We start from the raw sequence: 22195 nt of genomic DNA on the forward strand, positions 1-22195 counted from the left end.
GGAACAGCCCCGGCGACCAAGAAAAGTGCCTGCCCGTGTGTTCGTTAGTTTAGGGTTCCCGCGGCACTGCCCGAAAGCCGCACAAGGAGCCCTCCGGGCATTCACGGCAAGGCCGATCCGCCGTGAAAGTCCCGGGTGCACTAGTTCTCGGTGACGGTGATCTTTACCTGATCGATGTTGACGTTGTCCGGGTTTGCGATGCCTTCCGCAGAGAGCCGCTCACGGTCGATCCCCTTGCTTTCGAGAACGTCCGCGACTGCGTTGGCCCGCCGTTCGGCCAGGTCCGTCGCCGCGTCTTCGTCACTGTTCGTCGCGTAGGCCTCGATCTGAACATCACCTTCGGTTGCCTTCAAGGCAGTAGCCACCGCCGTGATCGTGGCGTCGGAGGCCGCGTTCAGGTCGGCGGTGCCGGGAGCGAAGGCGATCGGTACGGCCTCGACGGCGGCGTTGATGGCGTCCTGGGCCGTCTCTCGAGCCGTGGTCAACGCTGCAGAGGCGGTCGCGTCGACACTGGTCATGGTGTCTTCGGTGGTTTCTGGCATCGATGTCGGTGTGTTCGCTGGGGTGGGGTCATCGGCATTGTCGGAACATCCGGCAGCTCCTGCTCCGGCGAGGGTGATGGCCGCAGCAGCACATGCACTGGCAATTTTTCTCCGCATTGTTTTCTCCTTCGTTCAAGTTCGGGTTCTTCGGTGTTTTCGATCTTTGCCGCACTGCATGCAGACCCGGCGGCGTTTGCTGCTATGTGGGCGTCGCGGCCGTGTGTTTCGCTCGACTCGAGGTGAGGAGGCCGAGGCCGATCATGACGATGCCGAGTCCTAGATGGAGCCAGTTATCTGCCATGTTGACCGGAATGAAGTTCGCGGCCGAGTCCCGATTGATGATCAGCCCGTAGAGCCACAACAGCAGATAGATGAGGCCACCGCCGAGTAGGAATATCCGCGCTGCGGCGGCGGTGCGCGCCATCACAACTCCAGCGACGCCGAAGAGCAGGTGGACCACATTGTGCAGGATCGATACCTGGAACACTCCGAGGATTTCGGCTTCGGAGTGGTGGCCGGCCCAGCCGAGGGTGTCGTAACCGGTTGTGGCTCCAGGAATGAATCCGAGGATGCCGACCACGAGAAAAAGTGCCCCGACAGTGAAGGCGGCGATCCGGGCAAGCGGTCTGGTGGTTGTGGTGGAGTGCTCAGTCATCAGCGTCCTTCCGAGAGGCTGTATCCGCAAGAAGCGCACAAACAAGCTCGTGTCCGGTTTGTCCGAATTTTACGCTTCGTTTGCCGCCTACCCGCTGCCGTCTCGGTCAAACCGGGGACGGCGAGAAAGTGCGGCGACCACGTGGGTCGCCGGCTCCTCACGGTAAGACGGACATCGGTCGGAGGGGTGCGGCTTCGCCTGGGCCTCAGGCAAGGGCGTCGACGCAGGCGTGTTCGCAGCGGCGGCAGACCTCGGCGCGGATCGTGCAATGCTCATATTGTTGCCGGCCGCACTCGTCGCTTGCAGGTCTTACACACCGTACCCGTGAACCTGCGCATGCAACATCAATTCGCCATGGCAATTGTGAGCAATGCTGAGATGAGAATCGACAAAAGTGAGATCCAGAGCGGGACGATCGGTGTCTCCCCGCCGACGCGCGGACGTGTGTCTACCGGTGGAGCAGTGGGCGGGGCCGGTGGTCATCGGCGAACGCGTCGAAGACCTCACGTGTCCCTGCCCGGGTACGGAGGTAATTCACGTCGAGTCAGCGGGCGAGGTGATCTGCCTGGGTGTCGAGCATCTCCGCGGCCCAGCGCACCTCCATCGAGTCGGATTTCGATCCTGCGGCCGCCAGCGCGGGCACGAACGACAGTGCGACAGCGAAGGAGTAGGCAGGATCGGCATCACGGAAGAAAAGGTTTCCTGGTACTGCATCAAATCTAGCTCCATCGTGGTCAGCGCCCCGGTCACCGAGTCGAGTAGTCGTGTCGCCGTACTCGGCTGACCGCGTTGGAGAACGGCGACCGCCCCCTTCGATGAGCAGTTAGCCGACCGCGGTCAGTGGCCACGTCATCGGTGGCGGCCCTCCTTACCCGGCGATACGGCCGGAATGTGTCGCTATCCGGGTCGGGTGCTCTTCCTATTTGTGAGTCCAGTGCTGTTCGAGGGCAGCGCGAACGTGTTCGGCGAGTGTGTCGAGTTCTCCGCGCTCGGCGGCGTCGAAGTTCTGCTCGGAAGCGGTGCGCTCCAGCCGGCCGAGTTGGTCGGTGATTGCCCTCGTGTGGTGGGGATCTTCTGTACGCCAGGCGACATCGCGCAGCAGTGACAGCAGCCGGCCCAGCACCACCGGATCCTGGGCACCGTAACGCCGTGGCTGGCTGCACACGAGATCGAGCAGTTCGGGCCAGGTCGGGCGCTGCAACCGCACGCGTGTGATGCCCGCATCGTCGTCGAGCGTCACCGGGCCGAGCTGATATCCGGACAGCTCGCACAGCAGGGAAGAACATGAACTGAGCGCATGGATCGCGGTGGTCGGGTCGTTGATTCCCGGCGACAAGGCCCTGATCGCGACGTCGACGAGTTGCCGTAATCCGTACCCGATGTCCTGGGTTGCGGTGCGTTCGAGGCCGGTTCCGAGCGATCGGGTCACCTGTTCGCGGAGAGCGTCCATGCTCTGCGGGTCGAGCGGATCACCGCGGCCGGCTGGGTGACAGTCTCCGATCGGTGTACCGGCAACGAGAAAGTCCCCGACCGCTCGGTCCATCCATATCACCACGCCGGCTTCGGTGGCGGCGCGAAGAAGTGCCTGTTCGTCGATGCTGACGAGGAATCCCGACGCGGCAGATTCGAGAGGGTGGGGTGGTGTCGGCGGTGGGGGTCTGGTGTCGCGGCCGTCCCCGGTGCGGCGGGGGTCGAGGAATCGTCGGGCCACATCGACACTGTCGGTATGGACGTGGTGGAGCATGGTTTCGATGCGGATCTGGCGTACCAGGTGCGCCAGAAACAGCACCAGGGCCAGGACGCTGAGCATGGTGAGGACGAACGCGAAGGTGACCGCAATTCTGGGGACGAACGCGGGGTCGTCGCCGCTGTCGCTTCTGACGGTGCGCAGTACCGTCAGTGCGTAGACGAATGTCGCCAGGAACAGGGCGAGTGTGCGTTGGACGAAACGATCGGCCGCGAAGGTACGTAGCAGCCGCGGCGTGTACTGGCTGCTGGCCAATTGCAACGTCACCAGGGTCAGTGAAAAGGTCAACGCGGTGACGGTGATCAGGGACGACGCGATTACCCCGAGGACCTCGCGTCCGGCATCGGCGCTGCCGCCGAAAAGGAGGTTTGCGGCCGTCGGCGGCAGTGTGTCGTCGATGACGGCATCGAGTTCCGGGAGCAAGATACCGGCGATGAGTGCGGCGGTGACGGCGGCTGCGGGAATGGGCCACAGACGGGTGTGTACGGCGTCGGCGAACAACCGTCGGCGAGATCCCCCCATTCTAGGAGCCCACCTGGTGGCGATTGCCGCGACGTGCCGCGGACGGCTCTGGTGCGCTCGGTGCCGGCTCGATCATGGGTTCTTCTCCGTCGAGTTTGGATCATCGGTGGCTGGGCGCTGGCCATCGAGGGACATCCGTGAGTGCGGACCCATCGCCGACCGAGGCGCTGGTGATTACGCTCATGCTTCCGTCGGATTCGAGGACTACCGCCGCGACGGCGGTCATGTCCCCCGCACCCGAGCCGCGTATCGCCTGGCGCACCTGGGCGGCAGTGACCCGCTGGGCGGCCAGGGCATCGTCGAGCAACTTCCCGTTGTTCAGCAGTAGCGTCGGCGCGGCGGTCATCACCGCCCGAACCGGGCGCACGCGGGAGGACACTGCCGCGGCCAGATATTGCAATGCCGCCAGCACCATCAGCGCCATGGCCCCTTCGGTCCACGACACGTCGGAACTGAGCAGAATAGTCGCCAGGGTTGAACCGAGCGCCACCGTCACCACGAAGTCGAACGCATTGAGCTTGGCCAGGGTTCGCTTGCCGGAGATCCTGAGTATCGCAATCAACGCAACATATGCTGCAGACCCCACCGCTGCGGTGCGGGCTATTTCAGACCACGAGTCGAACCACATCCTTTCGGCATACCCGAGCGGTTCCGCACGAAACCGGAACGGAACCGCACAGCGAACGCCCGATACCACGCAGGACCTCGTCACCTCAACTCGGAGTGGCGTCTCCGAGTTCGGTGACCTGCTTGCCCTGCACGGTGGCCCGCCGGTAGAGCACCCGACCGAGCACTCCGGTCACACCGAAAGCCACTGTGCTACAGACAAGCACCAGCGAACCTGGCGCCAGGACCGTTTCCTCCACGCCGATCCGTTTCGCTTCCAGGGTCAGGTAGAACAACGCCGACACCCCCACCGGGCCGAACCAACCGAGATAGAGGGCATCGGGCATCGGCAGACGCAGCGGCCGCCGCAGCAACAGCACGATCGGCATTCGCCGCAACACCAGTACCGCCAGAACAAGAACCGGGCCACGCCAACCGAGCTCACTCCACTGCGACCACGGCAACGCTGCCCCGAGCAACACGAACAACGGCAACACCGCGAAACGGTTGACTGCCTCATCGATAGGCACCTCTGCTGCGCGATCGGCCCCCGTCCCGGTCCGATTGAAGGCGAGTCCACCGACGAAAACCGCCAGAATCCCGTCCACGTGTATCAGTCCGGCGAGGCCGAGAATGCCCAAGGCGAGGACAACGGTGAAAAAGAGTGCCGGTGCGCTCGCTGTCGCCCCATGCTTTTCACCCGAGCGCAGTGCCCAGCCACCGAGCCACCCCATCAGTGCGCCCAGCACGGCGGCACCGAGGATCTGCCACAGTGATTCGCCCACCGCTGCGACGGCAGACAGTGACCCCGCCGCCGCGATCGCGACGATGACCAGAGGCAGCGCCAAGCCGTCATTCGCCCCGGACTCGAGGGACAGGATCTGGCGATCGCGGGCAGGCAGGTCCTTTTCGGCTGCATCACCGGTGACGACACTGGACGCCAGGACCGGATCGGTGGGGCTCAGCGCGGCTCCGAACAGCAACGCCGCCGCTATCGGCAGGCCGAGTATCGCCCACGCCAACCCGGCCGAGACCGCTGCCATCACAGGCATAGCGATGATCATCAAGAGGACTACGTCCCGCCCCCGGGGACGGATGTCGTGGACCGGATAACGTAAGGCGATCGCCATCACGGAGATGGCCAAAAGTATCCGGCTCACCTCGTGCAACAGGGTGTGCTCGATGGTGAGCGGGGCGATCGCGAGGGCACCGGCGAAATGCGGCCCCAATAGCACACCCGCGGCAAGACCCAGGAGAGGTTCCGAGATCGGCAGACGACGCATCTTGGCCGATATCGCCGCCACCATGACGCCGAGCACACCGACTACCGCGAGTACGACATCGAGGTCCATTGCCCACGGGTACCCCAGGTGCGGCCTCGTTCACCCGGCGAGAGGGCGATACCGATACTTCCCATGACGGGCAGGGAGTGTTGGGGTCAACTCGCCGGTATCGGCAAAGTGCGCATCACCAACGGCCCCGCGGGGCATAACCGGGCGCCCAGAACGGCATGTAACCGTAATATCCGTATAGGCCCGCGTAATACTCGCGTGCGTTCTCGAGTTCCGGATCGTAGGGAGAGCTTCCCGCGACATTTTCCTTGGTCCTATCGATGTGAACTTCTCCAGCTTCTCGCCGAGTGATCGCATCCACGGGTATCAACCTTTTGGTCTTGCCCAGTCCGAGGAATCCGCCCGAACCGATCCGCAGGAATCTGACCCTGTTCTCCCGCTCATCGACGAGCAGACCGTCGACGTCGCCGATCTCGTGTCCTTCGCGGTCATACACCTTCTCCCCCCTGATGTCCTCGAGTGGATTCGTCAGTGTCAATGTCGTGTCGTCGAGATCGATCAGCGTGGAATAGTTTTCTGCTTCCATCTGCCTCTCCTCTCCTCGTGATTCGCTCGATTAACCTGAGGCCCAGGATGATAGAGCTGTGATGGTTGCTGCCCATCGAGGCTGGTGCCACGGCCCGTAGCGCAATGATGGGTCTGTCCCCTCACGCCGATGGCGGGACCGGCGTCGAAACCGCCCCGGCACCTGCCACGTTTCCGCGGTTCGGACGCGATGTCAACCGACGAGCGTCGGGCGATTTGTCCGGTTTACCCGAATGGGAGTGGGGGTACGCCTCGGGTAGACCACCGATGACCATACAAACGACGATGGGAGGTGGAGCAGATGTTCCGGAGGATCGCCTATGCCGCTGTGGCCGGTTTCTGTGCCGCAACGTTAGTGGCCTGCGGATCCGACGAACCGGACTACTGCCGCCCGCACGGTGCGATCGGTACCCGCTACGCCGAAATCGGGGCCGAGGCCGGCCCCCTCGGCCGTTGTACCGAAGACGAATACGGGATCAACGGCGGCCGGATACAAGACTTCGAGCACGGCGCGATGTACTGGACCAACGACACCGGGGGCCTGGGAAGTCTACGGCGACATCGGAAAGAAATATGCCGGCGACGGCGGTCCCGCTTCGGCGGTCGGATGGCCGATCAGCGGCGAGCTTTCCACGCCCGGCGATGCGGGACGATTCAACCGCTTCCAGCACGGCAACATCTACGCCTCCGCCGCGGGCACTCATCCGGTGTACGGCGCCATCTTCGCCGAATGGGGCCGCCACGGTTTTGAGCAGGGCCGGTTCGGGTTCCCCACCACAGACGAGTTCGACATTTCCGGCGGCCGGCAAACCAACTTTCAGGGAGGCTGGATCCGATGGCTCGACGAGGGCGACCAGATCATCACGTCCTGACCCGCAGTGATCCTTCCCGGACGGCCCCGCCCCTCCGGAAACGGTCACCTGGGCCCACTCTTGCCGTCCTTGTTGCCGCCGTATTGGTTACCGGCTGCTCGACCGACGCCGAGCCCACCGAGTCGACGGGAACCGTCCCACCGGTGTGGACCGGTTCTACCGCCCCCTTGACCACCGGTGAGATACCCGGCCACCCCCGGCCATTCGCCGGGCGGCAACGTCCTCTCCAGAGGGTTCCTCGACGCGAACGGTGGACCTGCGGGGACGGTGACCTTCGTTGAGCGGGCCGGCTTCGTGGAGGTTCGAGCCGAGGTTTCCGGTCTCGAGCCCGGTTTCCACGGCTTCCACATTCACGAACGCGGACTGTGCGAACCCGACTCGACACCGCCCGGCGGCGGAGAGCCCGGAGATTTCTTGTCCGCCGGTGGACACATGCAGGCTGGCGGCCGTACGAGCCATCCCGCCAGTGGCGACCTGACATCGATACACGTTCGCGAGGGTGGCACCGGGACTCTGGTCACCTCGTCGGAGGCGTTCACGCTCGACGATCTGCGCAATGACGGGCAAGGGCGGGCGGTGATCGTCCACGCCGATCCGGACAACTTCGCGAACATCCCTACCCGCTATTCGTTGCCGGGAGGCGACCCGGTCCCGGACGAGCAAACGTTGTCGACCGGCGACGCCGGTGCCCGGGTCGCGTGCGCGGTCATCGAGTAAAACGTACTTCCCTCGGTCGAGGTGGTCCCCGCCCGAAATATGATGAGGTGACAATCATGAATCCGTACTATCCCCTGGCGATCGCGCTGTACGTCGTCGCCGCGCTTCTCCAGGGGAATCTAGGAACCATCCTGTGACACGAGTCTGCCGATCTAGCGGCAGGCCGCATGATGGCAAAGGAGCGTGAAAAGTGATCACGAAAGGCCCCGGTGGCAATCCGCCTGCCGATGAACCGGATTCCGCGAGAAAGGATGCCGATGATCGCAGCACCACCGCACCCACGCCCGCCAAAGTAGATTTGGCGCCCACGCGAACCGGGAGGATGTGGGTGGCGGTGACCGTTGGCGCCATCATCCTCCTCGCTCTGCTGATCTTCATTCTTCAGAACACCGAGCGCACCGCGATTGCCTTCCTCGGCTGGAATTTTTCCCTGCCACTTGGTATCGCCCTGCTGTTCGCCGCCATCGCCGGACTGTTGGTGATGGCATTAGTTGGCGGTGCCAGGATCTGGCAGCTGCGGCACGCCTACAACAAACGCTGATCCGGGCGGCCAAGCAGCCCGGCCTTCCAGCCGCACTGCCGATCAGCCACCCAGAGAACAAGCGAGCTGTATTTTTCGCCGGCCGCGCCTCCCGCGGGTTACAACGGCGCCCTCGCCGGTGCGCCCCACTCCCCGAGGCCCGGCGACGATGTGCGCTGGTCCGGCGATGCTGCGCTACCCATGTCTGTAGATCTACCTCTGCAGAACAACAGCCAGGCGGTGCCGCCCCGCAGCGAGGGAATCCCTCAGTCGGGATCATCTTCGCCTTGAAATATGTGCCCCGGCCCGTACCGTGGGTTTCAAGGACCTACCAAAGGCGGGCTCCCAGATACATCCCCGAGGACTGGAAAACGGACTTCATGACCGACACCTTCAGAACCCTGCATACCTCCACCTCCGCAAGCACCGAATGGATCAAGTCGCACCTCGATCGGATGGACCAGGCAGCGGCGCGGCCGAACCCAGGCGAAAGTCCCGAAGCCGACAGTGAGTTGCCCCGCCCGAGGGCCGAAAGATAGGCTCCGGCCGAATAGCCCCACCTCACACACCACGGCGTACGGCGTTCACCCATCGCTCTGTGCTGCACGAACCACACTCGGCGGCAGGGTAGACCGCCGGGCCTCCACATATCAGCGTGGTAGCCGACGCTATTGCGGGTATCCGCTCGCTATGAGCACCATCACCGAAGCCATTGACGTCGAGGTTCCCATTCGCGTCGCCTACGACCAGTGGACACAATTCGAATCGTTCCCCAAGTTCATGAAAGGGGTCGAGGAAATCCGGCAGATCGACGACACCCACACCCACTGGACGATCGACGTGTCCGGGCACCTCCGTGAATTCGACGCCACCATCACCGAACAACACCCCGACCAGCGGGTGGCATGGAAATCCGACTCGGGGCCGTCCCACGCCGGAGTGATCACCTTCCACCGCCTCAGCGACACCACCACCCGGGTGACGGCGCAAATGGACATTGACCCCGATGGTTTCGTCGAGAATGTCGCCGACGCACTCGGTGTCCTCGACCGCCGCGTCAAGGACGACATGAAGAGATTCAAAAGCTTCGTCGAGGACAAGGACACCCTCACCACGGGATGGCGCGGCGACATCGACCGGCCCAGAACCTGACCCCTACGTGAGTGGTCGGTCGGTCCTTACCGGCTGCATCTCCCGTGCTCGGACGGCACTCGAGAGATCATGCAACCCGCACCGGTCTGTCTCGGGCCGCGTGTGTGGTGCGGCGCCGCGACCGATGTGACGACCCCTCGCCATCAGCCGACGGCACCAGCTCCACGGTAACTCGGACACCGTTCGTGAGCCACCGAATCGGCCCAACGGAGAGTGAGCAGGGGTGCGCTATGCAATTGTTGCCGTGAAGGTGCATGGTAGGAATATGCCACGGAGGGTAACTCAGCACAGTCCTAAGACAAGGCCGGCCACGGGCACCGTAACCGGCACTGTGGAGACCGTCGACGCGATAACAGACGCGATGTTGACGGCGTCGCGACTGCTGGTGTCGCTGTCGGCGCGCTCCATTGCGTCGGTGGACGATTCGATCACGATTCCGCAGTTCCGGGTCCTGGTCGTCCTCGAAACGCACGGCCCGATCAACCTCGCCTCGCTGGCACAAAATCTCGACGTGCAGCCGTCCACGGCTACCCGGATGGTCGATCGACTCGTCTTCGCCGACCTGATCACGCGGGAAGCCAGTCCGCACTCGCGCCGCGAGCTGATGGTCGGGTTGACCAGACGTGGCGCGGCGGTGGTGCGGGAGGTCACGACCCGCCGTCGGCGTGAGATCGCAGCCGTGGTCGAGAAGATGCCACCGACCACTCGCGTCGGCTTGGTACGGGCACTGAAAGCATTCACCGCGGCCGGCGCGGAACCGGACGCGCAGACATCCCTCGATATGTACTGGGTGTGATCGCATCCCCGCGCCGCGCCGCCGCTGCCCGTGCGGCACTGCCCGGGGGCCCGACGGTGGTATCGCATGAACGTCGCGAATGACGTTTGCCGAATGCTGTCGTCCGGCCAGTCGACGCGTGTATCGCGCACTCCGGGCCTGGGCGGCGAGCCGGTCACTCCCCTCACCGAGACGCAGATCGACTCGCGACCGGTCGACACGGACGCTCAGACACAACAGAACTCGTCGCGGCTGACGGGTCGGGTTTGCCGGGATTAGCAAAAGCAAACAGCACTCCGGTCAGTGGCCGACACCACACCCCGAACATTCGAGCTCGGACCGGCGGCCGCGAGGAAAGACGGACATTTGCGACATAGCGTTTATATGGCACTATGCAATAGTTGCTGCGCCGGGGTATTCGCTCGGTCGTGCCGAGCGGGCGAGAGGAGACCGGACGTAACGACAAAAAAAGTCACTGAGCTGTGCTTTTCGACCCAGCACGGCAATCGCCCCACCCGCGGGCGCAGGTCCACTCGAGTCGGGAAACGCCGCTGTGCAGAATCACGACCTCGGATCCGTTAGGCGCGGTGCGGCGAACGCCCGGTGACCCCGACGAGCCGGACGGTACGACGACACACCGCCGGTCCCGACATCGAAATGCAGGTGCTGCTGGAATGACCACGATGACCGATCCGTACACGTCCCGCGTGTCAGCGATACCGCAGGTGCTCGAGCGTCCACACCCCGTCGTGTGGGGCACGTCCACGACTCCGGATGTGGCGGTCTTCGCCGAACGCGGATATCTTCAGCAGGACCACGCGCTCAGCACCGAGTCCGTCGAGAACTGTCTCGCCGAGATCGACCGACTCCAGAACGATCCGAAAGTTCGCGGCGATGCCCGGATCGTCCGGGAAGAAGGCACCAGCGCGGTGCGTTCCATCTTCGACATCGTCGAGTTCAGCGACATCGTGCGGAACGCGGTCGCCGAATCCGGCGCCGAGGACATCGCCCGAGAGATCCTCGGATCCGAGGTCTACATCTATCAGAGCCGGCTGAACTACAAACCGGGCTTTCACGGCGGTGCCTTCTACTGGCATTCGGATTTCGAGACCTGGCACGCCGAAGACGGAATGCGGCACCCACGCGCGGTGAGCGCGTCGATCGCCCTGACCCGCAACGAGACCTACAACGGACCGTTGATGATCATGCCCGGAACGCATCGTTCGTTCGTGCAGTGTGCCGGCGCCACCCCTGAGGACTACTATCGGGAGTCCCTGGTCACCACTGCCCCCCGGGTCGGTGCCCCCGCTGAAAACATCATCGCCGACATGGCCGAGACCCACGGAATCGACGTGCTGACCGGAGCAGCAGGATCGATGACGGTCTTCGATTGCAACGCCCTGCATGCGTCGGGTGGAAACATCAGCCCGTTGCCGCGCGCGAACATCTTCGTGGTGTTCAACAGTGTCGACAATCCGATCGACCGACCGTTCTCCGGCTCGGTCCCACGTCCGTCCTTTCTCGCCAAACATCCCCCTGCGACCGGGAAGGCAGCTGTCGAGACGTCAACGGCCGCGGAAATCGGTGCCACCCGCCAGGGTCGGAACCGCCGGTGAGCGCCGGCCTACGACCCTCCGTCTTCGACGAACTCGAATCCGAGGTCCGCAGTTACTGCCGGCGTTGGCCGACCACCTTCGCCACGGCGTCGGGCTCGTGGTTGACCGACGAGACCGGGCACGAATACCTCGACTTCTTCGCCGGAGCCGGATCGCTGAACTACGGGCACAACAACCCTGTGCTCAAATCCGCCCTCGTCGACTATGTCGCACGCGACGGAATCACCCACTCACTCGACACGTACACCGTCGCCAAGCGGGAATTCCTCGAAACGCTCCATCGGGTGGTCCTCGCGCCCCGCAATCTCGACTACAAGGTGCAGTTCCCCGGGCCGACCGGAACGAACGCCGTCGAGGCCGCACTCAAACTGGCACGAAAATGCACCGGCCGCGAAACCATCATCAGCTTCACCAACGCCTTCCACGGAATGACACTGGGTGCGCTGGCGGTGACCGGCAACTCGATGAAACGTGCCGGCGCCGGCGTACCCCTCGTCCATACGACCCCGATGCCGTTCGACCACTACCTGGGTGGGACCGTCGACGACTTCCACTGGCTCGAGCACGCCCTCGAGAATTCCGGAAGTGGGCTGGAGAAGCCCGCAGCGGTGATCGTCGAAACGGTGCAGGGCGAAGGCGGCGTCAATGTCGCACGGCCGCAATGGCTGCGGGCGCTCGCCCAACTTTGCCGCGACCGCGACATCCTGTTGATCGTCGACGATGTGCAGATGGGATGCGGACGAACCGGCCCGTTCTTTTCGTTCGAGGACGCCGGAATCGAACCCGACATAGTCACGTTGTCCAAGTCGATCAGCGGATACGGCCTGCCTATGGCACTGACACTTCTCAAACCGCATCTCGACATCTGGGAGCCGGGCGAACACAACGGGACGTTCCGCGGCAACAACCTCGCCTTCGTCACGGCGCGGGCGGCCCTCGAACACTACTGGAACGACGACGGCCTAGAGGGTGCCACCCGCCGCCGGGGCGAAATGATGAGCGCGGCGTTCACCGATCTCACTGCCACACTCCCGACCGTGTCCTCTCGCGGGCGCGGGATGATTCAGGGACTCGTTTTCGCCGACGCCGCGCAGGCCGCACGCGTGAGCGCCCACGCCTTCGAACACGGTCTGCTGGTCGAGACCTCCGGCCCCCGAGACGAGGTGGTCAAATTGCTGCCGCCCCTCACCGCTACCGACGATGAGATCGCATACGGAATCCGGATACTCGCCGACGCGGCAACCGCGGCCACCAATCACCACTGATACCGCATCGTTCCCGGCAATCGTCGTAGTTCTTCTCACGCTGGTCGCGTTTTGGTGAGCACGGAGCACGGAGGCTCGCGTGCATCACAGGTCCGACACAGGTGCTGGCGGATCTCCGCACCCCGCACCGCGGCACGCCGTGTCTTCGGTCGCTCGTGGTGTCGTCCCTGGATGCCGTCACCGCTCACGGTACGACGTCGTCACGGGCAGATGGGTTCTACCAGGCGATAAATCTGCTGCGCCTGCTCCGGGGTCGGTAGGGTGCCCCGGTTTTCGGCCTGCGTTGTGATCGTGGCGGTCACGGTCTGCTCGTCGGCGCCGTTGGCGAGATCGATGCACGGTTCGATGGCGATATGCGCGATCGAGTCGTCGTTGCGGTTGCTGGCCAGCTCCGGATAGCGGGTACGAAAAGCAGCGACGAACGCAGCGAGATCAGCATTGTATCTGGCTATTTCGGCGGCCCGGTCTCTCTCGTCCTGGGCGCCGGCGGCCTCGGGGGGAGCCGTGGTGGTGTCACCAAATTTGGTGTCTGTGCCGGAGCCGCAGGCAACCAGCACCCACAAGGCGGCGGCGACACCGCACGCGCGGGCGGACCTCATGAGCGCAGGGTTACCACCCACACCGGGCAGCAAACACCGGCAACCGGCATTGCGCCGGCACGGGTGTCTAGGACGGCCCGCAGTGGACCAAACCATCGTCTCTGCGTCGTGCACTCGGCCGCTTCCCCGGCGGCCGCCCGCACGACGGTGACCACCATGACGATCAGGGCGGCGCCGATCACCACGCCCGCATAGCGCGCAGCCCAGCAGGGGGCCCTGTCGGACCAGCGTTTCTCGACGTCCCCGGTCATGGCAGACGACCTGTAGTTGCCTCGGCTACCGGCGACGCGGTGCCATCGCCTGCGAGGCGCATTCGAAGCTGTCGAACACCGCGGACCGGTCACCGCGGGTGATGGTGAAGGCCTTGTCGTAGTCGTTGCCGCAAGTGTCGCAGGTGGGAATCCCTCGAAGTCCCTTCCGTGTCCGTTCGGCGTCGTAGGGTGGACAGCCAGGACGTTTACCCTTTGGGGTTACCCGACCCCCCGAGGGGTAGACGGCGCTCGCGTAAGCCGTTACGAGGCCCGTGCTGCTGGGCACCGCAGGATTTCGGGCTTCATGAGCTCAGGCTCGACGGCGTGGCGGGCTCAGGCGCACTCCCAGCCAATCCGGCCGGTCGAGGGTCGCGGTGAGGGTCATACCGACCGTCTCGGCCGCCTCGGCGATCCCGCTCGGGTCGACGAAGCCGTCATGGCCGGTTTTCGGGGTCAGCAACCACAAATAACCGTCCGCGCCGAGGAGGGTCTGTGCGTCGAGAAGTTCGTCGGTCAGGTCGCCGTCGGGTTGTCGCCACCACAACAGGGCCGCATCGGCTAGTCCGTCGAGATCGTCGCCGGTGACGGTTGTGCCGCCGAGTTCACGGATCTCACCGCGCAATTCGTGGTCGACGTCCTCACGGAAGCCGAATTCGGCGATCAGCATGTCGGAGTGCACGCCGAGCCGGTTCCCGGTGGCGGGTGCGGAGCGTGGTCGGTCGGTCATCATCCTCAACGTAGTGCGTTTCGCGGGTGCGCTGTGGTGCGCCACGTCAGCAGTCCGAGCGCGGTCATCGCGACCCCGAGGTCTTTGCGGGCCGCGGACTGCTCGTCCGCAGACCCCGCATATACAACTCTTGCATAGTGCCATATTGTCGAGTTGTCGTAAATGTCCGATTCGATTTACGTCCGTCGATCGCGTACGTCCACGTGCCGGGACGGCGGAACGAAAAGGGTGGTGAGGGTCTTGGCTGTGCCGGATCTGTCGGCCGAACAACGTGCCGACGCACGCCGGGTCGCGCTCGAAGCTCGAACGGTGCGGGCGCGGGCGCTCACCGAGATTTCCGCCGGGCGGTGGACCGTGCCGCGGCTACTCGCTGCGGCGCAGGCCGAGCGTGCGCTGGCTCGGACCAAGGTGGAGGCGGTGTTGCGCGCGTTGCCCGGGGTGGGACCGGTGGGTTCTCGGGTGCTGCTCGCGCGGGCGGGAATCGCCGAGAACCGGCGAGTGGGGGCGCTGACCGAGCGGCAACGCCGGTCGCTGACCGAGATCACCGAGTACCCGATTCGATGGCGGTCGGATCGGATCGGTTAGCGCGCGTGTAGATGCCGCAGACGACGAGACGCGGACGGCGGGACTCGGCGCTATCGGCGGTGGCCGTCGCCATCATCCGGAAGGGGTGCGCGGAGATTGCGAAGGGATCGGTAGTAGTCCAGTAGCGAGAATCGCTGTGTCGGTTCGCCCCGGCGGGCGGGTACGCGGCGAGCGGGCCGTGTGTCGGCGTCGATGCACCGTTGCCAGTAGGAGGTGAGCCGAGGGGATCGGTTCACCTCGTCTCCCGGTGCACTCATCATGACCCACCCTACTGCACGCATCTGAAACCGAGGCCCGACCATCGGTAACGAATGCATCACCGAATAAATGTAGCGAGCAATACTTGCTGTGGCGTTTATATCGGATGTCAGGTTGACAGAGCGGCGAAGTGGGAATTCAGAGCGCAGTGACCCGCTCCCGTCGACCGGGGGTGGTCGTGACGGCGAAGGACTGAGGCAGATGACGGAGAGCGAGAATCAGCGCACGCTGATCGATCTGGACGAGGCCGCCCTGATGCTCGAGCATCCAGCCGAGGACATCCGTGGGCGCAGTGTCTACGACCGGGACGGACACGAACTGGGGAAGATCGAGGGATTGATCGTCGACGAGGCGGAGCGGAAGGTGCGGTTCCTGCGGATCGGCTCGGGTGGGTTCCTCGGGTTCGGCAAGACCGCCCGACTGGTGCCGGTGGACGCGATCACCCGTATCACCGATGACGCGGTCCACCTCGACCGGAGCAAGGAACACGTCGCCGGCAGTGACCCCTATGACCCGCAGGTTATGCCGGTCTCGGACTTCTACCGGCGCCTGTACGAGCATTACGGATACGCCCCGTTCTGGGCAGCTGGGTACGTCTACCCGTATCCGCCACCGCCACCGCCGTGGCCCTCGACCACCACGTAGTCCTCGGGACCCGGTGATTTCGGTCGGGGCGTACTGCTCCGGCCGCTACGCCCGCCGCTGCATGTCCGCACATCTGCAGGTCGCCGGCGCGCCGGTTGGTCAGGGTTCGCCGACGGCGGCCGATGGCGGAGTCTGGGCGTCGGTGGTGGATCGCAGGAAGGGGACGATGCGGTCGGCGATCGCGTCGTTGTAGGTGACCGGGTGCTGGTTGGGGTTGGCGTGACCGGTGCCGTCGAGTTTGACCACCAGCAGGGTGCCCTCCGGTCCGCCGGAGTGGTCGATGAGGATGCGCTGGCTGTAGTCGACGTCGACGACCCGGTCCGCGGCGGCGACCCGGGGACGCAGGAACACAATCGCGGGACGGGGTTTGCGCTCGCGCGGGTCGGCGAGCGCATCGAGGTTGTCGATGGCGCCGGAGGCGACGATGACTCTGAATTGGGACTCGATCAACCCATTGCTCGCCGCCCGGCGAGAGAGGATCTTCTCGCGCAGGACCTCGCCGATGACCTCACGTAGCTCGGACGGGTCGATGCGGGGGTACCAGGTCGAGGGGTCGACGAATCGGTGCTGTCGGGCGGCGACCTCCACGAACAGCCGCAGCACCCGACTTTCGCGGGCCCCGGGAATCCAGCCGATCCACCTCAGCAAGTCTTCGCCGGCGTCCCGGCTCTGCGCGCGGACCGCGTGCAGATCGAGGGGCGTGCAATCGAGGATCACCGCGTCGACGGCCAGATCGGTGTCGCGATAGAGGTGTTCAGCGACTTCGAGGGCGATCACGCCGCCCATGCTGTGCCCGGACACCACGACGGAGCCGACATCTCGGTCGCGGGCATGGGTGGTGATCAGGTTACTGATCACCTTGGTGTCGATACCGCTGTTGTCGTAGCGCACCGCCCACACCTGCCCGATGCGCGAGAGCGTGGGCAGTGAGATGGCTGTGCGGGTGGCATCGAGGTGGCCCAGCCCGACCAGTTCGACGACCGCGGTGTCCCGTTCCGACGAACGCTGGGCGTCATACACCGGATGGATCTGCGGTTGAGTGGTGGCGAGCCGGACCTGCTGGGGCAGCACGTCATGCATCCAATACACACTGCCCGCGCACAGCACCGGTACCAGTACCCACACCGCCAGCCACACCAGCACGCGGCGGGTGCGCCCGAACCGGACCCAGTGATGCCCGGTACGGGTCTGTCGCAACCGTGCTCGGCGCCGCTCGTCACTGTAGTCGGCGACGGTGGTGCGGTGGCGTGGGAGCAAGGCAGGCATGGGAATCAGTGCAACGAGCACGGCGGCGGGAGCGTGGGCCAGGTCGGTGGGGCCTGCTTTCACTGTAGGACCTTGGAGAGGATCCTGATCCCTGCCGTGTCTACGGCGACCGGAACCAACGCAACTATCATCGGCCGTCAAATCGTCACCCACACACGTGGCTAGCAGTAACCGCGGCCGATTACGTCAGCGATTTCTCACAGTGGAGAAATTGCTCTCTGTGTACTGGGCCGAGGAGTCCTCTCCGCCGAGTTCGGCTCGGAGAGCTCGAATTTGCCGGGATAGTTCGGCGACCTGCTGCCGGGTGGCGGCCTGGTTCGCCTCATCTTGTTCGGCCACCTTCTGCACCAGCCAGGATGCGAGGGTCGCAGTGACGACACCGAGTAGGGCGATCCCGGCCACCATCAACCCGACGGCGATCAGTCGTCCGGTAGGGGTGACCGGCGAGAGATCACCGTATCCGACGGTAGTCACCGTCACGACCGCCCACCAAAGGGCATCAGGGAAGGTGGTGATCGTCGCATCGGAGGCGTCACGCTCTGCGTCGAGCATCGCCAACGACGCGACGACGATCAGCAAGGTGGTACCGGTGATCGCGTAGGTCACCACACGGCCCCGCAGCGCCCCGCCGACCGAGCGCTGAAGGAAACTGACCACCGTCAGCAGGCGAAGCAGGCGCAGCGGCCGAAGAATCGGCAGCACCACGATGGCGAGTTCGTGCAGATGGTAGACGAACCATCGGCCACGCCTGTCGGCCAACATCAACCGAGTCAGGTAGTCGATGATGAACAGAATCCAGATCACCTGGACAGCGTGTTCGGCCAGTGCGGCGGAGGTCCGCTCCGGCTGCCCCAACACCGTCCACGCGTAGATTCCCAAAAAGCCCAATGCGGCGCCGGCTAATGGCCACTCCGTCTTCCGTTCCCACTGCGCATACGTCATAGCCGCAAGATACGGAGTGGGCGCGAGGAGGCCACCACCGGTCGGACGGCTACTACCCACGCGCGGTCGGCGCGTTCCTCCCCGTCGCCGGTGAGCTTCGGCGATCTCGTCCGCGACAACATGACACCTTGCTCGGCGGCCGCTGGGGGTTGTACCTCGCCGTGGCCTGATCGTCGCGCTGTTCGCCCTGTTGGTGCCGAAGGAACGACCGGCCACCTGAGTCGACGGCGTTCGACGGTGTGGACCAGCTCAGAAGTCCTCGTCGATGCAGGCCAGCCGGTCACCGGCCATTCCGGCCTGGCCGGGACCGGTCATGGTGCGCTGCGCGTGCAGCACCACCGAGTGGGCCTCGTTGTCGCGTAATTCCCAGTCGACGGTCGTCGCCGCCTGCGCGTTGCCGCTTTCGTCGGTGGTGATGTCGAGCCAAATCTCGTTCTGCGGGTTCGCGTAGGCCGGATCCGACGACGGGGATTGCGGCGTGGCGGCGGGATCGACATTGTTCTGATAGTGCGGTCCCGAATCCGAGGGTGCCGGCCCGCACGGCTGGGTGAGTACATGCACACCGAAGTCGCGGTTGGGGTGAGGCCGGTCGCGTCGAGGGCGACCGTGGTGCGGCCGTCCTGCTCCTCGGAGTCGATGGTCACGGTCGAACCCACGGGGACGGCGGCTTCGTCGTAGGTGAACGCGTTGTCGTCGCCGACTTCCCCGGGCAACTGAAAGGCCGCGCCCGGTGTGCCGGGCAGCGGAGTCGGGAGACCGGTATCGGTCGTGGTTTCGGCGGACGTGGGGGGTATTTCTACCGTCTCGGTTGATCCGTCGTCGCCGCACCCCGCGGCGACGAGCGCGGTCAGGGATATGCCCGCGATCAGGGCGGCTCGTGGTGCGCTCATGTTCGGCGATTACCCCCCGGCGGATGTCGGAATCACAGGACATCGCAATGGGATTGCGGACCAGGAACCCCGCGGCACGGAGATGAAGAAGTGGGTGCTCCGAAGCATCCCCGAGGAATGGTGGCGGTGCGCCCGCAGCGCCGGGTCAGCGGGATGAGACTGAGGGCAGCACGCGTGGGCCCGATCACGTACTCGTTCCAACGGACGCGGGATTACGATGTTCGCTGCCACGCTGGTGCCAGAGGAACCGGGGCGTCGCGGCCCAGACCCCGAACAGGATGGTGAGGGTGCTGACCACGCCTGGGATCTGCGGGGCGGGGAGTCGTTGATGCCAGCGGGCGTTTCGGTGCTGTCGGGCGACGATGTCCACGAGCGAGCCGCGGACCCGCTTTCGCTGGTCACTCTCACTGCAAGACCGTGACAGAAGTTCGCTATCCGTCAAAGTGTCTGTTGAGAAAATGTGTTGCGGCACCATCCGATGCCTCGTCGCAGCTCGTAATATGCCATCGCCGCTTTCAGATCCGTTGATGATGCAGGCGTGTCCCGGGGTACCCGCACAAGATAGGCCCGCCTGAGTCGGTTGCGACGGGCACGGCACCGCGCAGGACCACCGCGTGGGCGCAGCGGGAAAGGACCGCATGATGCTCGGACTGGGAATCATCGGCTGGATCGTCCTTGGCGGACTGGCCGGATGGATCGGTAGCAAGATCATGGGCACCGACGCCCAACAAGGCATTCTCCTCAACATCGTGGTCGGCGTCGCCGGCGGGCTGATCGGCGGGTTGCTGGTGGGGCTGTTCGGTGTCGACGTCGCAGGGAGGGGACTGATATTCAGCTTTCTTACTTGCCTGTTCGGAGCCCTTATCCTGCTCTTCGTGGTCAAAACCGTCATGGCTCGGCGCACACACCGCTAAGTGGTCAGCGACGAGGAAGCCGACTTCCCCGGGGGAAGCCGACACCGGCAGTGGACTCTGCCGCCACCGTCGATCGCTACGCTGTGGACAACCTGGGCGGTCGGCTCCCCTGTGCGGAGATCCTGACACATAGTCGGGCTCCGACGTGGTCGACGAAACCGGGGTCCGCTGTGGATCGGCGCCCCGTGCTCGTCGTGTGGTGATGTTTCGGCGATGATCCTGACCTTGGGTGCCGGAATCACGTAACACCGGAAGAGCCAGCAAGGTCTATGCGGCAATCTCTGTGCCGCGCTAGTCAATCCCCGGTTACGCCATCGGGGTCGGGTCACCCGGTGTCATCGGTGGTGGTAAGGGCGGCGCGGGCGTCGAGGTGGCCGAGTGCGGTGACGGCGAGGACGGTCACACCGATAAGGACGTCGTTGATGGTGGCGGGGGTGGCCCCGCTACCGAATCCGTAGTCGAACAGCAGCGGGGAGACGATCAACCAGCCCCCGGCCACCCCACCGGCAGCGGTCGCGGTCAGCACCCGTACTGGCCGGGTCAGCCGGACGAGGCCGAGGACAGCGAGGGCGGACCCGATCAGGAGCTCGTTCCAGCGGGCGGGGGACAAGAAGTCGGTGCCGGGCTCGTGCCAGAGGAACGGCGACATCGCGACCCAGATGCCGAAAAGCATGGTGATGGCGCTGACCATGCCTGGGGTCTGCGGGCCGGGGAGCCGTTGGTGCCAGCGGGCGTTCTGATCGGGGCGTTCGGCCGAATCAAACATCAGCCGTTCGACGAAACCGCGGTGGCCGCGGGCCTCGATCAGGGGTAGCGGTCCGGTCGGTGGGTGGTGGCTGCGCATCATGTCGTTCCTTGTTAATTTTCTCCGATCGTCCCGGGGTTCGGGTGGCCGCCCGGAACTGCGGTTGTGAAGCGCGCGGCGGGACATCTCAGTGGACGTCGACGACGACGGCGTAGGCGCCGACCCCGACCAGGCGGACTCCCGCCACCTGACCGCACTCGCCGAGCAGGGCGGTGATCGCCCCGGAGCCGGGATCGAAATCGACGTCGGCGACGGTGCCCCACTCGTTTCCGGCGGTGGTCAGCACCCGTTTGCCGATCAGGGTGTGGTCGCGGCCGGTCAGCGCCGCGATCGCCGCATCGGGTTCACCGACCGCGTCCGGCCCGCCGACGATGACCGCATCGTCGCCGAATGTGCCGATGTTCGCCCACGGCACCACGGTGCCTTCCCCCGGCTTTTTCACCTGCACCGCGACCACCCGCCGCACCGCAGGGTCCACCACGAAACCGGCGACCTTCCCGATCGTGTCGGCGGCGTCGGAGCCGACGACCTGCCGGCCCACCGCGGCGGAGAAACGCATCAGGATGCACCTCGCAGTTGCGTCCGGAACGCGGCGACGGCGGCACCGAACCCTGCCAGGTCATCACGGACGAAACCGGTCGCGCTCGCCGGCACGATCAGATGTTCCCCGGACGCGGCCAGCGTGTCCGGCAGCGGCAGCAGCATCTTGGTTCCCTTGCCCCGCAGAGCTTGCGACGATTCGATTTCGTAGCCCACGACATCGCATCGGCCGCTGGCGGGGTCGCCGACCTCCACGATCACATCGACCACGGCGCCGAGCGCGGTGCCGGTGTCGGTGAGCACCTCGGCGCCGAGGACATCGCTGCCGGATCCGCGGCGGGAAGAGGCATGCGCGAGGGCCCCCGTCAGCGGGCCCAAAGCATCCTCGTCAGCGATCATGACCGCATCGGCGCCGAGCGCGGCCACACGCCCCCACACCAGTCCCCGATCGAGGGGGCCGGAGAACGGTCCCCGCCCGGCGAGGGTGAACCCGGCGACCTGACCGCCGGTGGGCGCATAGACGATGTCCTTGACCTGGGCAACGGCCTCACCGGCCATCGTCACCACCGGGCGGGCGATGATCTCGCTGCAGCGCATCAGTACGCTCATCGCCGACCCCCACCGCCGGCGTCCTCAGGATTGTCCGGGTGGGCGATGATGACCCCACCGGCGCGGCGGCGGGCCTGCACGAGCAGGAGTACACCGATGATCACCGCGACCACCGCCGCGACCACGATCAGCCAACTCCACCACTGCATCAAGATCACCCTCCGCTTCGGGAGACCGATGTACCTGGTGTTTTCGAGCGTACTCTCCGCACCGCGGGCCGGGCACTCGAGATGTCGCGTTTTCACCGCTGGTGGCGGACTGGCGGCGGACGGCCATCGTGTTCTGCCACGCCCTTTTT

General features: G+C 65.1%; 25 protein-coding genes and 2 pseudogenes. 11 read left to right on the forward strand and 16 right to left on the reverse strand.

All coding sequences use genetic code 11. The annotated features are described in order from the left end of the window. Positions 1–140: 140 nt before the first annotated feature. The 6 genes from CBI38_RS28650 to CBI38_RS28680 all read right to left on the reverse strand — a co-directional run bounded on the left by CBI38_RS28650 (position 141) and on the right by CBI38_RS28680 (position 5950). Positions 141–659, reverse strand: coding sequence for an OmpA family protein (locus CBI38_RS28650; RefSeq protein ID WP_109334286.1), 519 nt, complete (start codon positions 657–659; stop codon positions 141–143). A gap of 82 nt (positions 660–741) precedes the next feature. After that, the gene (locus CBI38_RS28655) at positions 742–1197 is read right to left on the reverse strand and encodes a DUF4383 domain-containing protein (RefSeq protein WP_109334288.1); all 456 of its coding nucleotides are present in this window, start codon (positions 1195–1197) and stop codon (positions 742–744) included. Between the two features lie 919 nt (positions 1198–2116). Then, entirely contained in the window at positions 2117–3466 is a 1350-nt protein-coding gene (locus CBI38_RS28665; RefSeq protein ID WP_109334292.1) for a DUF2254 domain-containing protein, read from the reverse strand. Between the two features lie 100 nt (positions 3467–3566). Beyond that, positions 3567–4094 (reverse strand): DUF421 domain-containing protein, encoded by a 528-nt coding sequence (locus tag CBI38_RS28670; RefSeq protein ID WP_109335435.1) that lies wholly within the window; start codon positions 4092–4094, stop codon positions 3567–3569. Positions 4095–4179: 85 nt separating this feature from the next. Next, entirely contained in the window at positions 4180–5424 is a 1245-nt protein-coding gene (locus CBI38_RS28675) for a cation:proton antiporter domain-containing protein (protein ID WP_109334293.1), read from the reverse strand. A gap of 115 nt (positions 5425–5539) precedes the next feature. Beyond that, entirely contained in the window at positions 5540–5950 is a 411-nt protein-coding gene (locus CBI38_RS28680) for a PRC-barrel domain-containing protein (RefSeq protein ID WP_109334295.1), read from the reverse strand. Between the two features lie 300 nt (positions 5951–6250). Between CBI38_RS28680 and CBI38_RS39395 the strand changes: the two are divergent. The 8 genes and pseudogenes from CBI38_RS39395 to ectB all read left to right on the forward strand — a co-directional run. After that, a pseudogene (locus tag CBI38_RS39395) lies at positions 6251–6445 on the forward strand (trehalose corynomycolyl transferase); the annotation flags it as partial. Between the two features lie 118 nt (positions 6446–6563). After that, positions 6564–6821, forward strand: a complete 258-nt coding sequence (locus CBI38_RS39400; protein ID WP_230990279.1) for an LGFP repeat-containing protein — start codon at positions 6564–6566, stop codon at positions 6819–6821. A 177-nt stretch (positions 6822–6998) separates the two neighbouring features. Further along, complete coding sequence (locus CBI38_RS28690; protein WP_109334297.1) at positions 6999–7538, forward strand: superoxide dismutase family protein; 540 nt, start codon at positions 6999–7001, stop codon at positions 7536–7538. 322 nt (positions 7539–7860) lie between these two features. Beyond that, positions 7861–8079: a LapA family protein gene (locus CBI38_RS28695; protein WP_109335436.1), complete on the forward strand. Its 219-nt coding sequence runs from the start codon at positions 7861–7863 to the stop codon at positions 8077–8079. A gap of 669 nt (positions 8080–8748) precedes the next feature. Next, positions 8749–9210, forward strand: a complete 462-nt coding sequence (locus tag CBI38_RS28700; protein WP_109334299.1) for an SRPBCC family protein — start codon at positions 8749–8751, stop codon at positions 9208–9210. Positions 9211–9571: 361 nt separating this feature from the next. Next, positions 9572–10006 (forward strand): MarR family transcriptional regulator, encoded by a 435-nt coding sequence (locus tag CBI38_RS28705; protein ID WP_230990280.1) that lies wholly within the window; start codon positions 9572–9574, stop codon positions 10004–10006. Positions 10007–10659: 653 nt separating this feature from the next. Beyond that, positions 10660–11601, forward strand: a complete 942-nt coding sequence (locus CBI38_RS28710; protein WP_109334303.1) for a phytanoyl-CoA dioxygenase family protein — start codon at positions 10660–10662, stop codon at positions 11599–11601. Next, a complete protein-coding gene (gene ectB, locus CBI38_RS28715; RefSeq protein ID WP_109334305.1) occupies positions 11598–12866 on the forward strand; it encodes a diaminobutyrate--2-oxoglutarate transaminase in 1269 nt (422 codons plus the stop codon). Before CBI38_RS28710 ends, ectB begins: the two co-directional genes overlap by 4 nt. Positions 12867–13066: 200 nt before the next feature. Here ectB and CBI38_RS28720 read toward each other — a convergent pair whose 3' ends face one another. From CBI38_RS28720 to CBI38_RS28735, 3 genes are all read right to left on the reverse strand, one after another. After that, positions 13067–13465, reverse strand: a complete 399-nt coding sequence (locus CBI38_RS28720) for a hypothetical protein (RefSeq protein WP_109334307.1) — start codon at positions 13463–13465, stop codon at positions 13067–13069. Next, complete coding sequence (locus CBI38_RS28725) at positions 13462–13716, reverse strand: hypothetical protein (protein ID WP_109334309.1); 255 nt, start codon at positions 13714–13716, stop codon at positions 13462–13464. The genes CBI38_RS28720 and CBI38_RS28725 overlap by 4 nt, the downstream gene beginning before the upstream one ends. A gap of 310 nt (positions 13717–14026) precedes the next feature. Beyond that, on the reverse strand, positions 14027–14446 hold the full coding sequence (locus tag CBI38_RS28735; RefSeq protein WP_162603296.1) for a DUF3052 domain-containing protein: 420 nt from the start codon (positions 14444–14446) through the stop codon (positions 14027–14029). Positions 14447–14674: 228 nt separating this feature from the next. Here CBI38_RS28735 and mihF point away from each other — a divergent pair, with 228 nt between their 5' ends. Together mihF and CBI38_RS28745 are read left to right on the forward strand one after the other, a co-directional pair. Next, positions 14675–15028: an integration host factor, actinobacterial type gene (gene mihF, locus CBI38_RS28740; RefSeq protein ID WP_204164839.1), complete on the forward strand. Its 354-nt coding sequence runs from the start codon at positions 14675–14677 to the stop codon at positions 15026–15028. Between the two features lie 459 nt (positions 15029–15487). Further along, entirely contained in the window at positions 15488–15931 is a 444-nt protein-coding gene (locus tag CBI38_RS28745; protein WP_109334317.1) for a PRC-barrel domain-containing protein, read from the forward strand. Positions 15932–16030: 99 nt separating this feature from the next. Here CBI38_RS28745 and CBI38_RS28750 read toward each other — a convergent pair whose 3' ends face one another. The 3 genes and pseudogenes from CBI38_RS28750 to CBI38_RS28760 form a co-directional block, all read right to left on the reverse strand. Beyond that, a complete protein-coding gene (locus CBI38_RS28750) occupies positions 16031–17197 on the reverse strand; it encodes an alpha/beta fold hydrolase (RefSeq protein ID WP_109335437.1) in 1167 nt (388 codons plus the stop codon). A 186-nt stretch (positions 17198–17383) separates the two neighbouring features. Beyond that, positions 17384–18139, reverse strand: a complete 756-nt coding sequence (locus tag CBI38_RS28755; RefSeq protein WP_109334319.1) for a potassium channel family protein — start codon at positions 18137–18139, stop codon at positions 17384–17386. A gap of 249 nt (positions 18140–18388) precedes the next feature. Continuing rightward, positions 18389–19029 (reverse strand): annotated as a pseudogene (locus CBI38_RS28760) (superoxide dismutase family protein). Between the two features lie 641 nt (positions 19030–19670). On the opposite strand from CBI38_RS28760, the gene CBI38_RS28770 reads away from it, so the two are divergent. Continuing rightward, on the forward strand, positions 19671–19943 hold the full coding sequence (locus CBI38_RS28770) for a GlsB/YeaQ/YmgE family stress response membrane protein (protein ID WP_109335438.1): 273 nt from the start codon (positions 19671–19673) through the stop codon (positions 19941–19943). 325 nt (positions 19944–20268) lie between these two features. On the opposite strand, the gene CBI38_RS28775 is transcribed toward CBI38_RS28770, so the two are convergent. The 4 genes from CBI38_RS28775 to CBI38_RS38560 all read right to left on the reverse strand — a co-directional run bounded on the left by CBI38_RS28775 (position 20269) and on the right by CBI38_RS38560 (position 22046). Further along, positions 20269–20790 carry an SPW repeat domain-containing protein gene (locus CBI38_RS28775; protein ID WP_109334323.1) on the reverse strand — a complete coding sequence of 174 codons (522 nt, stop codon included), beginning with the start codon at positions 20788–20790 and terminating at the stop codon, positions 20269–20271. Between the two features lie 85 nt (positions 20791–20875). Further along, entirely contained in the window at positions 20876–21307 is a 432-nt protein-coding gene (locus CBI38_RS28780) for a PRC-barrel domain-containing protein (RefSeq protein ID WP_109334325.1), read from the reverse strand. Beyond that, positions 21307–21897: a PRC-barrel domain-containing protein gene (locus CBI38_RS28785; protein WP_109334327.1), complete on the reverse strand. Its 591-nt coding sequence runs from the start codon at positions 21895–21897 to the stop codon at positions 21307–21309. The genes CBI38_RS28780 and CBI38_RS28785 overlap by 1 nt, the downstream gene beginning before the upstream one ends. After that, the gene (locus CBI38_RS38560; protein WP_204164840.1) at positions 21894–22046 is read right to left on the reverse strand and encodes a hypothetical protein; all 153 of its coding nucleotides are present in this window, start codon (positions 22044–22046) and stop codon (positions 21894–21896) included. Before CBI38_RS38560 ends, CBI38_RS28785 begins: the two co-directional genes overlap by 4 nt. Positions 22047–22195: the final 149 nt, after the last annotated feature.

Source organism: Rhodococcus oxybenzonivorans, assembly GCF_003130705.1.
Classification (GTDB): Bacteria; Actinomycetota; Actinomycetes; order Mycobacteriales; family Mycobacteriaceae; genus Rhodococcus_F; species Rhodococcus_F oxybenzonivorans.

What these genes read in the sequence shown, in the direction of transcription:
- CBI38_RS28650 (WP_109334286.1), bottom strand. Translation starts at nt 659, where the DNA reads ATGCGGAGAAAAATTGCCAGTGCATGTGCTGCTGCGGCCATCACCCTC.
- CBI38_RS28655 (WP_109334288.1), bottom strand. Translation starts at nt 1,197, where the DNA reads ATGACTGAGCACTCCACCACAACCACCAGACCGCTTGCCCGGATCGCC.
- CBI38_RS28665 (WP_109334292.1), bottom strand. Translation starts at nt 3,466, where the DNA reads ATGGGGGGATCTCGCCGACGGTTGTTCGCCGACGCCGTACACACCCGT.
- CBI38_RS28670 (WP_109335435.1), bottom strand. Translation starts at nt 4,094, where the DNA reads ATGTGGTTCGACTCGTGGTCTGAAATAGCCCGCACCGCAGCGGTGGGG.
- CBI38_RS28675 (WP_109334293.1), bottom strand. Translation starts at nt 5,424, where the DNA reads ATGGACCTCGATGTCGTACTCGCGGTAGTCGGTGTGCTCGGCGTCATG.
- CBI38_RS28680 (WP_109334295.1), bottom strand. Translation starts at nt 5,950, where the DNA reads ATGGAAGCAGAAAACTATTCCACGCTGATCGATCTCGACGACACGACA.
- CBI38_RS28695 (WP_109335436.1), top strand. Translation starts at nt 7,861, where the DNA reads ATGTGGGTGGCGGTGACCGTTGGCGCCATCATCCTCCTCGCTCTGCTG.
- CBI38_RS28700 (WP_109334299.1), top strand. Translation starts at nt 8,749, where the DNA reads ATGAGCACCATCACCGAAGCCATTGACGTCGAGGTTCCCATTCGCGTC.
- CBI38_RS28705 (WP_230990280.1), top strand. Translation starts at nt 9,572, where the DNA reads ATGTTGACGGCGTCGCGACTGCTGGTGTCGCTGTCGGCGCGCTCCATT.
- CBI38_RS28710 (WP_109334303.1), top strand. Translation starts at nt 10,660, where the DNA reads ATGACCACGATGACCGATCCGTACACGTCCCGCGTGTCAGCGATACCG.
- CBI38_RS28720 (WP_109334307.1), bottom strand. Translation starts at nt 13,465, where the DNA reads ATGAGGTCCGCCCGCGCGTGCGGTGTCGCCGCCGCCTTGTGGGTGCTG.
- CBI38_RS28725 (WP_109334309.1), bottom strand. Translation starts at nt 13,716, where the DNA reads ATGACCGGGGACGTCGAGAAACGCTGGTCCGACAGGGCCCCCTGCTGG.
- CBI38_RS28735 (WP_162603296.1), bottom strand. Translation starts at nt 14,446, where the DNA reads ATGATGACCGACCGACCACGCTCCGCACCCGCCACCGGGAACCGGCTC.
- CBI38_RS28745 (WP_109334317.1), top strand. Translation starts at nt 15,488, where the DNA reads ATGACGGAGAGCGAGAATCAGCGCACGCTGATCGATCTGGACGAGGCC.
- CBI38_RS28750 (WP_109335437.1), bottom strand. Translation starts at nt 17,197, where the DNA reads ATGCCTGCCTTGCTCCCACGCCACCGCACCACCGTCGCCGACTACAGT.
- CBI38_RS28755 (WP_109334319.1), bottom strand. Translation starts at nt 18,139, where the DNA reads ATGACGTATGCGCAGTGGGAACGGAAGACGGAGTGGCCATTAGCCGGC.
- CBI38_RS28770 (WP_109335438.1), top strand. Translation starts at nt 19,671, where the DNA reads ATGCTCGGACTGGGAATCATCGGCTGGATCGTCCTTGGCGGACTGGCC.
- CBI38_RS28775 (WP_109334323.1), bottom strand. Translation starts at nt 20,790, where the DNA reads ATGATGCGCAGCCACCACCCACCGACCGGACCGCTACCCCTGATCGAG.
- CBI38_RS28780 (WP_109334325.1), bottom strand. Translation starts at nt 21,307, where the DNA reads ATGCGTTTCTCCGCCGCGGTGGGCCGGCAGGTCGTCGGCTCCGACGCC.
- CBI38_RS28785 (WP_109334327.1), bottom strand. Translation starts at nt 21,897, where the DNA reads ATGAGCGTACTGATGCGCTGCAGCGAGATCATCGCCCGCCCGGTGGTG.
- CBI38_RS38560 (WP_204164840.1), bottom strand. Translation starts at nt 22,046, where the DNA reads ATGCAGTGGTGGAGTTGGCTGATCGTGGTCGCGGCGGTGGTCGCGGTG.